Origin of the sequence: uncultured Chitinophaga sp. (genome assembly GCF_937874145.1) — a bacterium.
Lineage (GTDB): Bacteria > Bacteroidota > Bacteroidia > Chitinophagales > Chitinophagaceae > Chitinophaga.
Genome location: NZ_CALNBI010000378.1, coordinates 1 through 14,701, shown reverse-complemented (window position 1 = coordinate 14,701; position 14,701 = coordinate 1). Strand labels below are relative to the sequence as shown.

Below are 14,701 nucleotides of genomic sequence, written 5' to 3'. Positions count from 1 at the left end.
GCGCCCGCGATGGCGAGCACGCCTTTGCAGGCGGGGCGGTTGCGGAGGTAAGTCAGCTGCAGAAGGCTTCTGTCTTCGAAAAGCGGGAGCAGCTGCTTGGGGGTCTGCCGGTTCGACAGCGGCCAGAGCCGCGTACCGGAGCCTCCGCATAAAATCACATGCTGCATGAGCGTATTGTCAGGTTTATGCATAGATGTAATCGGCTTTGCGGACGTTAAGATCATGAACAGGAGCCGCGGCCACCAGGGCGTACCCCAGGCTGGAGAGCACCGCTCTTACTTTGTTCCGGTTGGCTTCCGGCGTTCTGCCGCGGTAATACAGCAGCGAGGAGCCGTTGCCCTGGTCCGTGTCCGCGATGCGCATGGGAATTTTCTCCAGCGAAGCGGTGCGGTGCTCGCGCATGAACCGGCGGATCATTTCAATATCCGCATCGTGGATCACGGCGGGCTTGCCCAGCCAGTACACGAAGTTGATGATCCCTTCCGTTTCGCGGACGGCGTCCAGCATCCCTTCCGGAATACGCACGAACACGTACGACGAAAACAGCGGTTCTTCCGACGGCTTCCGCCTGTCAGAAGATGGTTTCCCGGTAACATTCATAGGGCAATAACTTTCCAGTTGCTTACGGGCTAACAGATCAGCAACTTTCCTTTCCATTTTTGCCTTGGTATATACTGCATACCAGGCGTGCAATTCCTGTTTCATAGTCTAGCATTTTACGGTGAACGAATCGCAATCAGTTTTCATAGCGGAGAATTTATAAAGGCGGGAAGAAGCATAGCTTCGCTCCTCATTCACATGATGAAGCCGGGTTTTCAATAAAGGCTATCGTGTAAGCGGCCGGGCCGCGTATTTACTATTTGAACATGTTTTTCAACTTCTTGCCGGTTCCGTTTTTCGTTTCTTCCACATAACCATACCCGTAACCGTAAGTGTGATTGGCGACGCCGCGGGGCTTCACGCCGTTGTACACCAGGCTCAGGCGGCCCATTTCGCCGGTACGGTACAGCTCGTCGATCTGCTTCAGGTATTGCCGTGGCGTAACCTGGTGGCGCATCACGTACAGGCAGGCGTCGGACAAGGGTGCGAGCAGCCTGGCATCCGTTACGAGGCCTACCGGGGCGGAGTCGATGATGATGTAATCGAACATCCCGCGCAGTTCCTGGATGAGTTCCTCCAGGCGGCCGTTCAGGATCAGCTCGGTGGGGTTCGGCGGGATCACGCCGGCGGGGATGAGGAACAGGTTCTCGTTCCCCGGCACGGGCCGCACCAGGTCGCCGATCTGCGCTTTGCCTACCAGGTAGTTCGTAATACCCGGTTCGCGGTTGATGCCCAGCATATTGCTCAGCATCGGCTTGCGGAGGTCGAATTCCATCAGCACCACTTTCTTCCGCAGCAGCGAAAGGCTGGATGCGAGGTTCAGCGACACGAAGCTTTTCCCTTCCCCTGAAATCGAACTGGTCACCAGCAGCGTTTTGTTACCGCCGTTAAGCCCGATGTAGGAAAGTGAGGTCCGCAGGTTGCGGAACTGCTCCGCCACCAGGCTGCGGCGGCCGTCGGTGATAACGAGCGGATCCTTGCTGTCGTCGTGCAGGAGCTCGGCCACGATCGGAGCCGACGTTTCTTTTTCTATCTCCGCGCGGGAAGTGATCTCGCGTTTCAGCATATCTTTCAGCGTGATCCAGATGGCCACCACCGCAATGCCCCCCAGCACCGCGATGGCATAGACCATCATCTTACGGGGGTTCACCGGCACGCCGGCCGTTTCGGCCCCGTCCACGATCCTGCTGTCAGAAATGGCCGCGGCATATGCCAGCGCCGTTTCTTCCCGTTTTTGTAAAAGGAATGTGTAAATGTTGTTCTTGATGGCTTGCTGACGGCTTACTTCCAGCAGGGCTCTTTCCTTGCCGGGAACGCTGCGCAGCATGCCCATGAAGCGGTCGTTGGCCGACAGCAGTTTCGCCTTACCCGCTTCCAGGTTGGAGCGCTGGCTCTGGATGTTCTCCAGGATTCCGGGTTTCAGCATTTCGGCCTGACGGTTGAGCGCGGTGAGGGAAGGGCTGTTGGCGCCGGTGGTTTTCTTCAGCCTTTCCTTCTCCAGTTCCGTTTCATATAATTTATTAACCAGCTCCAGCAGCACGGGGTCGCTCAGGCCCAGCGTAGCCGGCACCATGTTCACGCCTTCCGTTTTGCCGTTCACATATTTTTCAATGGATTCAAGGACGGACAGCTGCATATTGGCTTCATTCAGCTTCGAATCATTTTCCTGTACGCTTCCCAGGAACATTTTGCTCTGTTCGCTGATATCCACGATCCCTTCATCCGTCTTGAATCTCGCCACTTCTTTCTCTACCTCGCTCAGCTCGCGCGTTACGATGCGCAGGCGCTCTTCCACGAACGACATGGTGCTGGCGGCCATCCGGTTCTTGTCCGTTACCGCTGCTTCATTATATACCCGGATCAGGTCGTTTACGATGGCTTCGCCGCGGGCGGGCAGCACATCGAGGTATTCCAGGTTGATGACGGTCGCCATTTTGGACACCGGCATGATCTTCATCCGCGCGAGGATCTGCTGGGTGAGGTTGCGCTCGCCGGTGAGTTTCAGGAAATATTGTCCTTCGGCAACCGGCTGCGAAACGTCGCGCATACGGATCACCATCCGGCCCCAGGGCGTGCCTGTGGTATCGTTGATGGGATATGGCTTGCTGTTGAGCAACACTTGTTTTTTCTGGTGATCGAAACCTACGCTCACAAATTCCGAAGGGCCATCCTTAATCGCCCAGGGCTCGATGAAATGGAAATTTACCGGTGAAGATTCCCCGTAAACGGCCACATTCTTAAGGCGCCCTTTTACGAAAAGTTCCCCGTACAGGTCCAGTTTCCGGATCACATCGCGGATGAGGGTGCGGGAAGTGAGTATCTGTATTTCGTTTTCGATATTCTTTTTGGAACCGAACAGGTCCAGCGAATTGAGGAGGTTCGATTCATTGAGGTCTTTGGATTCGTCCTTCACGAGGAGGGATGCGGAAACCTTGTAGACCGGTGTGGCGTAGCGCAGGTAGGCCCAGGCTCCCCCAGCCGCGATGAGTGCGGCCAGCACAAACAGCGGCCAGTAGCTCAGGTAACGGAACCGGAGCATGGCCAGCAGGTCGTCCGTCGACTCTTGCGGTTCCACGCGTTTATGGGCATTCGTCTGCTGCTTCATGGTTTTTCAATTCAATATGGTTATCAACTATGGTCTGTCTCTCGTTGGGCGGTTCGTCCGCCTGGGTTTTCAGGAACGGTTGTTTACTTGATCACGAGCCTGTCGAGGATGATGACGAGGAGGCTGAGGCCGCTGAGCACCACGGGCAGAATTTGCCGGGAGCGGTCCGCCTGCGCCACTTTCGACTTGGTCGGTTCCACGTAAACGATATCGTTGGGTTGTAAGTAGTAATAAGGAGATGAGAGGATGCTGGCATCGTTAAGGTTGAGCCTTTTAACGGTGCGGGCGCCTTCTTTGTCGCGGATGAGCATGACGTTGTCGCGTTTGCCGTACACGGTGATGTCGCCCGCCATGCCGAGGGCTTCCATGATGGAGATCTTCTCGCTGGTAACGGTGATCACGGCGGGTTTGGAGACTTCGCCGAGCAGGGTTACGCGGAAGTTCAGGAAGCGAACGTTCACCACGGGGTCCACGAGCAACTGACGGTCTACGAAGCGGCGGCGGATGGTATCTGCCAGCGATTGCGTGGAGAGGCCGGCGGCATGGACCGATCCGAATACGGGGTATTGGATGTTACCGGCGGCATCGACGAGGAACCCTGCGCCGGGGGCGGCGCCGGATACGGCCGTAGCTCCGCTGCTGGCGGAATTGGGCAGATTATACAGCATGGCTTCCTGCGGGTTCAGGCTGCTCACGGTGATCTGCAGGATGTCGTTCTGCTGGATGGCAGGTTCGAAAGTTCCGGCGATGCGCTGCACCGCCGTATCGTTGTTCACGTTATTGAAATACGTTGCATTCTTCGTGCTCACACAGGAGGCAAATAGCGCACAAGCCGCTACCAGCAAGGTGTTCAATAAAGCATTCCGGTTCTTCAACTCTTGGGTCATAAAGCGCAATTGATATGGTCTGGGTTCACTGCTTAAGCACAGTTACAATATTAGAGCATACCGCGCGCCATAAATATTACTAAGTAGAGTATAAAACCGGAGATCAACTGAAAGCGCATTACTCAAAGAAGTAAGCGCCCCTCTGAACAGATATTTCAGAAAAGATTATTCGACCAGATTTTGGAAATCAGCTCTGATTTTGAAGCGACGTTGAGTTTGGAATATATTTTTTTCAGGTGTTGGTTGATGGTGTGAACGGTCACGAACAGCCGCTCTGCCATTTCTTTATAAGAATGTCCGTCTTTTAAAAGCCCCAGCAATTCGTACTCCCGTTTGGTGAGCCGGTCGCGGATGCTTTCGAGCGGGTCTTTGGAAATATGGTTGATGAGCAGATGAGCGGCTTTGGGCGAAAGGGTGCCACCCTGCGTTACGGCGTCGAGGATGGAATGGTAGATTTCCATGAGGCGGCTGGTTTTGATGATATACCCGCTGGCCCCGTGCATGATGGATTCGATGACGTACTGCTGGCCGTCGTGGCCCGACAGCACGATGATCTTTGCGTCCGGATAATGTTGTTTCAACTCTTCCATCCCTTCGATCCCAGAATCTCCGGGAAGGGAAATATCCAGCAGGATGGCTTTTACATCCGGGTCCTTATATGGCAAAGCCCTGTACTCTTCCATGGACCGGCAGGCGAACACAACCTTACATTCCTGAAAATCTTCTAAAAACTCTCTGTAGTTATTGAGTTGAAAATGGTTGTCTTCAATGATGCCAATAGTTATCATATTACGGTTAACGTTGATATGGTTTTCGCAATAAAGATGCAGCTGCACCTCGAATAATGAAATAGGATAGTATACTATCAAAGATAAGTCCAAATTTTAAAAAAATATTAGCAGATGTATTAATTTATTGATAGCTATTCAAAAGGGAATGGTAATTGCTGTATTATTATTTCAAGTAACAAATTAACAATAATCATATTCGAGTAAAACGTATGTAAGCTTTGTTACAACGCGTAGTGGGGAAACGGCAAAAAGTGCGATGATTATGCGGTGTAAATTGACTATCTTTCTCGTGTGAAACCCGGCCGGATTTTTCCGGAAAACTGAAGAACCTTTTACGACGAAGAACCATATCAGACAGAACTAAGACATGAAGCCTAACCAATCTATCAGGGTAAGCCACATGCTGCGCGGCATTGAGGACCCTGTATTGATCATCAGCTCAGACAAGCTAATCGTCCTGAACGCCAATAGAAAGGCTATAGACACACTGACCAACGGCAAAGCCTCGCAGCTCAGGGGCCTTCCCCTTCAAACCGCCTACGGTAACGAACGCCCCGAAGCGTTCCCCAAACCTTTGCCCACAGCTTTCATGCTGCCGGTTTCACAGAACGGCGATATCGCGCTGATCAATTTCCGCGTCAGCCCGCTTAAAATCGAAGGAAAAAAATACTGGCTGGCCATCGGCCGGAAAGTAGAACAGGAGGAAGAACTGCAGAAACGACTGCAGGATCTCGAACAGGAAAAATCCTTGCAGCAGATGAAAGTTCAGTTCATGTCTATGACGTCGCACGAGTTCAGAACGCCGCTCACCGCCATATCTTCGGCGATGGATCTCCTGGAAGCACGCCTGGAGCTCGACGGGCAGCTGTCTTCTTTCCACCGCCTGCAACTCCGAAAAATGGCGGACGAAATCTTCCAGCTCAATTCCATGCTCGACGAAGTGCTGACCCTCAGCCGCATGGCGGGCAACAACTGGGAGCCCGACCGCAGGCCCGTTGCGCCGGAACAGATCATCGAAGCGCTGCGGTATCAGTATTTTTCGCAACGGAAAGACGAGCGCTCGCTGCTCCTCAGCGTCGAAGGCGAGCCCAGGCCTGTCCTGGCCGACCGCGACCAGTTGGCCAAAGTCTTTACCAACCTTATCAGCAATGCCTTTAAATATTCCACACAAAAGAATCCCTCCGTTAAACTGTTGTACAAAAAGAAAAAACTGGTCATCACTTTCCGCGATCACGGCATCGGCATCCCGGAAAGCGACCTTCCGCACCTGTTCACGTCGTTTTACCGTGGCAGTAATGTGGATGGCATAGAAGGCACCGGTCTCGGTCTTTCAATTGTCAAAACTTTTGTGGAATCCAATCGCGGCACGATTTCAGTTAGTAGCGGGGTGAACGAGGGAACCACCTTCACGTTGGTTTTCGAAGACTTCGCAGACGCCATCTAAATCGATTTTGTGCCAGGTACAAAGCTGAACAGTAATGAACAACACCATCCTGCTAATTGAGGATAAGCCCGGCTTGTCCGAAGCGCTCAGATCGCTGCTGGAATTGCATCAGTACACCGTTGCCGTTGCGTCCAACGGGGAAGAAGGCATCCGTACCGCACGCGCCTTGCTGCCCGACCTCGTGATCAGCGATATCTATATGCCGGTGCTCAATGGCCTCGACCTGCTCGACACTTTCCGCCATGATCCGGTATTGCACGACATTCCCGTAGTGATGCTCACCGCGCGGTCGGAATACGACGATGTGCGCATGGCCATGGAAAAAGGAGCGGCCGGGTATGTGACCAAGCCATTCCTTTTCAAGAATCTTCACGCCGTTATCCAGGGTATTTTCGAGAAACAGCTTTAGCGTTTGGCGGGCCTGAACAGCCATTCCACGCCCAGCATGAAGCCGGCGGTCTTGCTCATATCGCCGCCATCAAGGCCCACGGCCCCGGTGAGGGTGAGGCCGGGTACCGGTGCGTTATAGCGCACCTGCTGCATGGCGTACCATTGGCTGAGCGGACCATCTATCGGACCGGGATCGTAGGTGCCGAAGTTTTTGGTGTAAGTCAACATCGTTTTGCCTTCCAGGACGCTGCCGATGCGGTATAACGCCCCGAGGTGCACGCCGCTCACGCGGTTGTTGATGATGTTCCAACCTTTATTCCGGATCACGTTCCAGCGTTCGCTGTAGTCGAAAGGCTGTGTGTCGTCGAAATAATATTGTCCGCGGCTGCGGTTCACGAACAGCGGCGTTCCGATGATATGGTTTTCGTACTCCCAGCCGGTCAGGTACACGCCATTGTTGTAATAGCTTTCCCGCACCTGCCTGGGGTGCCAGTTGTTCATTTTTTTCGTATTGATGAGCTCCAGCGTTGCTTTCAGCAACACGGCGCCTTCCCTTTTGTCGCGGAAACTAATGCCCATGAGCGCGTCGGTATTTTTGATATCGATGTTCTGGCCGGTTTCGAAGGGCATTTGCCGGTAAGCGCGGAACGCGACGTTTTCGTTTTCCCATTCCAGGCCGCCTTCCAGGACGCCGCGGTGGTCGCCGGGGCGGTTGGGGCGGATTTCTTCTGAGACCACGGTGCCGTCGTCGGCTTCTTTCACGAGTACTACGTCGAGGTAATCTTTGAAACTGTTTTTGATTTTGGGAAGGTCTTTCCGGTTGCCGCCCCAGACGGCATAATGCTGGATGCCGCCGTAGGCGCGGAATTTCTTTTTACCAATACGGAGGTAGAAATTCTTTTCATGGAGAAAGGCGTAGGGGATGAATTGGTTGCGGCCCATCCACCCGTGGCTGAATTGTCCTTTTAACTGCAGCCATCCGTTGGTGAAGGGGACGTCTGCGTATTCCCTCAGGCCGATGCTCACTTTAGGGATCGGCAACGCATTACCGCTGACGCCCAGGGAGCCGGAGGAAAGGTCGGGGTCCACTTCGCCAATGATTTCTTCGTATCGCCCTGCCCGGAGCTCCAGTTTTTTGAACGCGAATTTCACGTAGGCTTCTTCGAAGAAGTTTCGGCGAAAGTGATTGTTGTTGTAAAGACTTACTCCGTATTGAAGGTGCCAGTCGCCCTCCTGCCCGAACGTATGCGCGTTTTTTGCGCGTATGTAGGTGGAAAGATCGGATTTGCGGTCGGAGATGGTTCCGAATTTATTGGCCGTGAGCCAGAAGGGTTGATAATCCCTGGTGGCGATGGTGGCGCGTGTCCCGATCCGCACTTCGAGCGAGTCTGCAAACTGCGCACGGACGGCGGAAAAGGGCAGGAGTAAAGATATGGTGAGTGCGATGCCTGCCGGTTTCATAATAATATAATATCTGTCTTCGGCAATTTAGTTCGGAAGCGGTTGGCGCGAGGCTACTTAAATCAGTATAATACCGCGCCAACAGCGGTAAAAGGGTACTTATGGGAGGAAGTTGGGCATTGGCGGGCGGACTGGTGGCCCGCAGGAAGGGGAATCAAACCGTCGACCAGAGGTACTCATTCAGCTTATAAATACGATCCGCCCTTCTTTCCAGGTGACGATGTAATAATGCGTGGCGCACAATTTCGGAAGTACGAAACAACTGTATTTCCGTGCAGATATGGCTTGCTTTGATTGCAAATGTGTGTCTGGCGATTTTTACTCGTAGCATATAAACTGCCTCGTCGTGTCAGGCGTTTATCCGCCGAATCGCCTTGCGGCGATGTAATAAAGTGGCGGCGCCCATTTCCGGAGCCACCACAGCAGCCGCTCCTCGCGTGCGATCACAGCGTGGCGCCGTTTGCGTTCAATGGCGCGGATGATCTTGCCGGCGCAAACCTCCGCCGGGATGCCTTTCTGCTGGGCTTTGTCCATTTGCCCGTGGGCCTCGCCGCTGCCGCGAAGCGCGTTTATGGAAAAACGCGACCGCACCCGGCCGGGACTGACGATCGTGATGAAAAAACCCTCAATCGCATGTTCCACCTGCAACGATTCGAAATACCCCATCACCGCATGTTTGGCGGCGGAGTACGCCGTTCTTCGCGGAACTCCCATCAACCCGGCCATGCTCCCCGTCACCACCACATGCCCCCCCTGACTGCGGAAGTGCGGCATCAGGGCTTGCGTCAGTAAAACGGGGGCAAAGAAATCCAGTTCCATGATCTGGCGCAGTACAATTTCCGAAGTCTCCTCTGCAGTAGCGCGCTGCCCGATTCCCGCATTGTTGATGAGAATATCGACCCTCCCGTGAATTGCCAGGGCTGCTGCCGCCAGCTCGTGAACGCCTCCAATGCTGAGATCCGCCGGCAGGATAGACACCTGCCCGCTGCAACGATCCCTCACTTGCGCTAATTCGCTTTCATTCCTGGAAGTCAGGATCAGCAACGCGCCCATAGCAGATAACTGCACCGCCAAAGCCTCCCCGATGCCGGAAGAAGCCCCCGTTATCCATATTATTTTTTCACTGAAGCTGGTCCTATTTTCACCCAAAGGGATCATATGACGAAAGGTATACTTTTTTAAGTTCCTTTTCCTACTTTGGACGCATGAAACGTCTTTTTTGTATCATAACTGGCTGCCTCGGTTTACTGCAAACCGCATCAGCCCAGATAGAACCAACCGCACTTCAACAATGGCGCGACCGTAAATACTCCATGTTCATTCACTTCGACGTTTACAGCAAGCTGGGCGGCGTGTGGGAGAACAAAAAGGTCAGCCGCGGCCTCAGTGAACAGATCCGCGCCCATGCCGCCGGTTTGTATAACGACGCCTACGAAGAAGTAGCCCAGGGATTCAATCCCGACCAATGGAACCCCGACAGCATCGCCACCCTCGCCAAACGCGCGGGCATGGGATCGGTCGTGATCACTTCCAAACACCACGACGGGTTCGCATTATGGGATTGCGCCTACACGACGTTTGATATCATGGATGCCACGCCCTACAAGCGCGACATTTTGAAGGAATTATCGGAAGCCTGCCACCGCCAGGGCATCGCGTTCGGATTGTACTTCTCACTGATCGACTGGCACTTCCCCCCGGCGATGCCTATCTCTGGCAGCAATTCCGACTCCATTCCTCCCGCGCATCATACCTACAACATGCAGCAGATCACCGAACTGCTGACGAAATACGGTCCGGTTTCCGAATTATGGTTCGACATGGGCCAGATGACCCGGCAGCAAAGTGAGGAAATGCGGGCGCTGGTGCATAAACTCCAGCCCAATTGCATGATCGGCAGCCGGATCGGCAACAACCAGGGCGACTTCACCGTGATGGGCGACAACCAGGAACCCGATTATATCATCGGCGTGCCCTGGCAAAGCCCCGCATCGTTCTTCCACGAAACCTGGGGATACCGTTCCTGGCAGGAGCGCGGCGATATCAACGCCAAGATCAAGGAAAAACTGACGAGCCTCGTGAAAGTAGCCTCCCGCGGCGGGAACTTCCTCCTGAACATCGGCCCCAAAGGCGATGGTTCCGTGGTGGCTTTCGAACGCGATGTGCTGCTCACAATCGGTCAATGGCTGGATGCGCACCGCGACGCGATCTACGGCACGCAACCCGATCCATTCCACGTCCCCTTCGCATGGGGCAGCATCACCAGCCGCCCAAACAAACTGTACCTGCACCTTATGAACCGCCCGGCGGACAATTCCATCATCCTTCCCGGACTGAAAGGCAAAGTAACCTCCGCCCGCATCATGGGCACCAATATTTTCCTCAAATACACAGCAGGAAAAGACGGCCTCCGTATCCAGCTACCTGCCAGCCTGGATATGAACGGCCTCTTCCCCGTGGTGGAACTCACGCTGCCCGGCGGCTACACTGTGCCCCCGGCCAACATCCGCCCCCTTACTACAGGGCTGGTGCTGGACAATACCAACGCATTCCCCTACTTCAGCAACGCCACCATCGACTATAATACCAGCTTTACCAGCACGATCAGGAACGCCTGGGCGCTGGAACCCCGGCGCAGCGGAGCTTTCCGGCCTGTACTGACGTACACGGAGGAGGAAAAAGGCCGCACGATCGACCTGCAACTGGGCGGCCGCACCACGCCCGTCCGTCTCGAAGGCGGTACTTCTTTCCAACTACAGAACGATATCGCCGCATTGCAACGCGGCCCGATCCACATCCTCGGCCCCCTGTTTTCCGGCCCCGGTGGAACACATGGTTCCCTCGCGCAGGTAGACCTTTCCCAACCCTGGCCCAATAAAGATGGCAAACCATGGACGGCGCACCCCGAATGGAAAAATGGAACGGAATACAGCATCGACGCCAAACGCCCCGCCGGCGCTATGACCGCCCACTACCTGCTCCAGGAAATCACCGCTCCCGCAGCACAATCCGTTCTCGTGAAGTTCACAAGCGGCGACGGCATCATGGTTTTCCTCAATGGCAAACAACTCCTCATCCAGAACAATCCTTATCGCAAGGACAAACTGGACCACTTTGTGCTACTGCCGCTGCAGGCCGGCAAAAACCAGCTGACGGTGAAACTTTTCAACTATTTCCTGAACGCCGTTCCCTTCAACATCGACTTCAACGTTCCACAGATCGGATATCGCCTCGCACTACCGGAAACCCGCATGCAGAAAGGCGTATACTTTCCCATCACATGGCAACTTCATAACCCCTCCACACCGCACGATGAGATGGGAATGCCCAATTTGAAACTGTCATTCGAATAATGCGGATCTGACGACCCATTAACCAAGGCCGGCGCTACAAATGCCCGGCCTTTTTCTTTACGCAGTTCCATGACGCCCAGGATATCATTATCCATCTCCAGCCGCAACACCAATGTGTCGGCAGTATGTGTGTACACACTCCGATTGAAACTATACCGGCGCTTCGTCAGCAGCCTGAAATCCTTGCTGTCTGCGACTTCGATGTAAGCCGGCTTATCTTCGCCTGATGAAATTTTCTGGACGATCATGCTCCAATGTAACGGAAAAAAGAGCACGAAAATTAAAATGGCGGCTTGCCATTTTATTCATTTTTAGAGAGGGTATATATACCTGCCTGGGGTGAAAATGCACAAAAAAATTACCAGCTGAGCCAGCTTTTTTCCATGCCGATGTACAGGCCGTCATCACGGCGCTCAATGGGGTAAGTGCGGAGGTAAAACCCCTCGCCACTGGAATTATATCCGTTCCGCAACGCGAATTTGTACCGGTGAAGGGGGCATACCACATTCCCGCGGTCATCTAAAAAACCGTCGGACATGATACCCCCTGCATGCGGACACTTATAAGCAAAGGCATACAACTCGCCCCCGTGGCGCGCCACGCAGATCTTTTTCCCGTTCACCTCCTGCACCGTAATGCGGGACTCCTCCGCCACAGGATCATTTGCGTCGGCCATCCGGTACCAGTTGTATTGCTTTGCCATTAATAGAAAAATTCGGATTTGTAGGGATAACGCTCCCGGTACAATTGGATCACTTTATCCATAATCGTTTTACGCAGCTCCTCGATATTCCGGCGCTCTGTGGCGGAAACGAACACGCAGTTGCCGTTCGAACGGTGCTGCCAGCTTTCCTTCAGCTGGTTCAGGATGTCGTTCTTCACGTCTTCCGTCAACCACTCGTCGAAAGTCTGCTTTTCATACAAATCCATCTTGTTGAAGATGAGTATAGTCGGCTTATCCAGCGATTTCAGCTCGGTCAGCGTCCTGTTCACCACCTCAATCTGGTCTTCGTACTGCGGATGGCTGATATCCACCACATGCATCAGGATATCGCTTTCCCGGACTTCATCCAGCGTGGATTTGAAGCTTTCCACCAAATGGTGCGGCAGCTTACGGATGAAACCTACGGTATCGCTGAGCAAAAAGGGCGTCTGCTCGAACACGACCTTGCGGGTGGTAGTGTCCAGCGTAGCGAAAAGCTTATTTTCCGCGAACACCTCGCTTTTGCTGAGGAGGTTCATGATGGTGCTCTTTCCCACGTTCGTATAACCCACCAGGGCTACCCGGATGAGCTCACCACGGTCTTTCCGCTGGGTGAGGGCCTGTTTGTCAATTTCGGCGAGGCGCTTGCGGAGGAGGGAAATCTTGTCTTTTACGATACGGCGGTCGGTTTCGATCTCCGTTTCGCCGGGGCCCCTCATCCCTATACCCCCTTTCTGCCTTTCCAGGTGCGTCCACATACCGCGGAGGCGGGGCAGGATATATTGATACTGCGCCAGTTCCACCTGCACTTTGGCCTGGGCCGTGCGGGCGCGCCGCGCGAATATGTCCAGGATCAGGTCGCTCCGGTCGATCACTTTCACCTTCAGTTCTTTCTGGATATTGGATATCTGGGAACCGGTCAGCTCGTCGTCGAAGATCACCAGCTGGATGTCTTTCCCGGCTACGTACTGCCGTACTTCCTCCAGCTTGCCCTTCCCGATGAAAGTGGCCCTGTCGGGGTGCGGCAACCGCTGGGTGAAGCGCTTCGCCGCCGTGGCGCCCGCCGTTTCGGCCAGGAATGCCAGCTCATCCAGGTACTCCTGCACCTGGGGCTCCGTTTGCTCCTTGTGGATCAGTCCAATCAGCACGGCCCGTTCGTCCGCTGATACTACCTGTGTTTTTTCGATCAAAATGCTTTCAGAATTTGTGCAAAGTTAATGAATTCGACCGGCGTCCGGCATGAGGCTAAATTTTCCTACATTTATGCCTCACCACAACAAAATCTGATCCAATGCGTAAAACATTCCTGTTAGCAGGTATTTTATTCATTCAACAAGGCATGGCACAACAAACAATGACGCCCGAGCTCCTCTGGAAGCTCGGAAGGGTTGGCGGCGAAACAGTGCTGGAAGATGGGACCGTCGTTTTCGGCGTTTCCCGGTACAACCTGGAAGAAAATAAAAGCGAACGGAACCTCTGGACCGTTCCCCTCACCGGCGGCACTCCCCGGCAACTGACATCCACCCCCGGCGGCGAATCCTTCGTCAAAGCCCTCCCCGGCGGCAAAATCCTCTACAGCCACAAAGGCCAGCTCTGGGAAATGGATAAAGACGGGTCCAACCCCGTACAAAAAACCAATGTGGAAGGCGGCCTGCAAAATGCCCGCATATCCCCCGACGGCAAGCACATCCTCTTCTCCCGCGAGGTGGAAATGGAGAAAATACTGGCGAAAGACAAATACGCCGATCTTCCCAAAGCGAACGCGCACATCTACACGAACCTTAACTACCGCCACTGGGATACCTGGGAAGACGGGAAATACAACCACGTCTTTTATGCCTCCTTCGACGCCGCCACCGGCAACGTAGGAACCCCGGTAGACATCATGCCCGGCGAGCCCTTCGATTGCCCGCAGATGCCCTTCGGCGGCGCGGAAGATTTCATCTGGAGCCCCGACGGCAGCCAGATCATCTATGTCTGCAAAAAGAAACAAGGCAAGGAATACGCCGTAAGCACCAATACCGACATCTACCGCTACACCCTCACCACCAAACAAACCGAAAACCTTTCCGAAGGCATGAACGGCTACGACGTGGCGCCGCAATTCAGTCCCGACGGCAAAAAGCTGCTCTGGAACAGCATGGCCAACGACGGATTTGAGGCGGACAAAAACGATATCATCGTGCTGGAACTGGCCTCCGGCAAGAAAAACAACCTGACCGCGAAATGGGACGGCACCGTGGCCTCCGCCAGGTTCGCCCCGGATAACAAAACCATCCAGTTCCTGGCCGTAACCAAAGGCACCGAGCAGGTTTTCACTATTCCAGTGGCGGGCGGCGACGTGAAACAGCTGACCAAAGGCCAGTTCGACATCAACGGTATCGTGGGCCAGCACGGGCAAACGCTCGTGGTAACCCGGACGGACATGAACCACGCGGCGGAATTGTTCACCGTCAGCCTGAAAAAC

General features: G+C 54.2%; 12 protein-coding genes and 1 pseudogene. 4 read left to right on the top strand and 9 right to left on the bottom strand.

What is annotated here, in order from left to right:
* The 5 genes from Q0510_RS18570 to Q0510_RS18550 all read right to left on the bottom strand — a co-directional run.
* A partial coding sequence (locus Q0510_RS18570) for a sugar phosphate nucleotidyltransferase (protein ID WP_298715181.1) occupies positions 1 to 191 on the bottom strand: 191 nt, incomplete at its 3' end.
* A complete protein-coding gene (locus Q0510_RS18565; protein ID WP_298715179.1) occupies positions 184 to 705 on the bottom strand; it encodes a UpxY family transcription antiterminator in 522 nt (173 codons plus the stop codon). The genes Q0510_RS18565 and Q0510_RS18570, both read right to left, overlap by 8 nt.
* A 151-nt stretch (positions 706 to 856) precedes the next feature.
* A complete protein-coding gene (locus Q0510_RS18560) occupies positions 857 to 3,205 on the bottom strand; it encodes a polysaccharide biosynthesis tyrosine autokinase (protein WP_298715177.1) in 2,349 nt (782 codons plus the stop codon).
* Between the two features lie 83 nt (positions 3,206 to 3,288).
* Positions 3,289 to 4,092 carry a polysaccharide biosynthesis/export family protein gene (locus tag Q0510_RS18555; protein ID WP_298715175.1) on the bottom strand — a complete coding sequence of 268 codons (804 nt, stop codon included), beginning with the start codon at positions 4,090 to 4,092 and terminating at the stop codon, positions 3,289 to 3,291.
* A gap of 155 nt (positions 4,093 to 4,247) precedes the next feature.
* Positions 4,248 to 4,880 carry a response regulator transcription factor gene (locus tag Q0510_RS18550; protein ID WP_298715173.1) on the bottom strand — a complete coding sequence of 211 codons (633 nt, stop codon included), beginning with the start codon at positions 4,878 to 4,880 and terminating at the stop codon, positions 4,248 to 4,250.
* Positions 4,881 to 5,250: 370 nt separating this feature from the next.
* Between Q0510_RS18550 and Q0510_RS18545 the strand changes: the two genes are divergently transcribed.
* Positions 5,251 to 6,327: a HAMP domain-containing sensor histidine kinase gene (locus Q0510_RS18545; RefSeq protein WP_298715171.1), complete on the top strand. Its 1,077-nt coding sequence runs from the start codon at positions 5,251 to 5,253 to the stop codon at positions 6,325 to 6,327.
* 34 nt (positions 6,328 to 6,361) lie between these two features.
* Positions 6,362 to 6,736, top strand: coding sequence for a response regulator transcription factor (locus Q0510_RS18540; protein ID WP_298715169.1), 375 nt, complete (start codon positions 6,362 to 6,364; stop codon positions 6,734 to 6,736).
* Here Q0510_RS18540 and Q0510_RS18535 read toward each other — a convergent pair.
* Positions 6,733 to 8,178, bottom strand: a complete 1,446-nt coding sequence (locus Q0510_RS18535) for a capsule assembly Wzi family protein (protein WP_298715167.1) — start codon at positions 8,176 to 8,178, stop codon at positions 6,733 to 6,735. The two genes, Q0510_RS18540 and Q0510_RS18535, sit on opposite strands and share 4 nt — an antisense overlap.
* Positions 8,179 to 8,535: 357 nt before the next feature.
* On the bottom strand, positions 8,536 to 9,336 hold the full coding sequence (locus Q0510_RS18530) for an SDR family oxidoreductase (RefSeq protein WP_298715165.1): 801 nt from the start codon (positions 9,334 to 9,336) through the stop codon (positions 8,536 to 8,538).
* 47 nt (positions 9,337 to 9,383) lie between these two features.
* Between Q0510_RS18530 and Q0510_RS18525 the strand changes: the two genes are divergently transcribed.
* Positions 9,384 to 11,531, top strand: coding sequence for an alpha-L-fucosidase (locus Q0510_RS18525; RefSeq protein WP_298715163.1), 2,148 nt, complete (start codon positions 9,384 to 9,386; stop codon positions 11,529 to 11,531).
* A 358-nt stretch (positions 11,532 to 11,889) separates the two neighbouring features.
* On the opposite strand, the gene Q0510_RS18520 is transcribed toward Q0510_RS18525, so the two are convergent.
* A complete protein-coding gene (locus Q0510_RS18520) occupies positions 11,890 to 12,234 on the bottom strand; it encodes a Rieske (2Fe-2S) protein (RefSeq protein ID WP_298715161.1) in 345 nt (114 codons plus the stop codon).
* Positions 12,234 to 13,424, bottom strand: a complete 1,191-nt coding sequence (gene hflX / locus Q0510_RS18515; RefSeq protein ID WP_298715159.1) for a GTPase HflX — start codon at positions 13,422 to 13,424, stop codon at positions 12,234 to 12,236. The genes Q0510_RS18520 and hflX overlap by 1 nt, the downstream gene beginning before the upstream one ends.
* Before the next feature lie 149 nt (positions 13,425 to 13,573).
* On the opposite strand from hflX, the pseudogene Q0510_RS18510 reads away from it, so the two are divergent.
* Positions 13,574 to 14,701: pseudogene (locus tag Q0510_RS18510) on the top strand (S9 family peptidase); the annotation flags it as partial.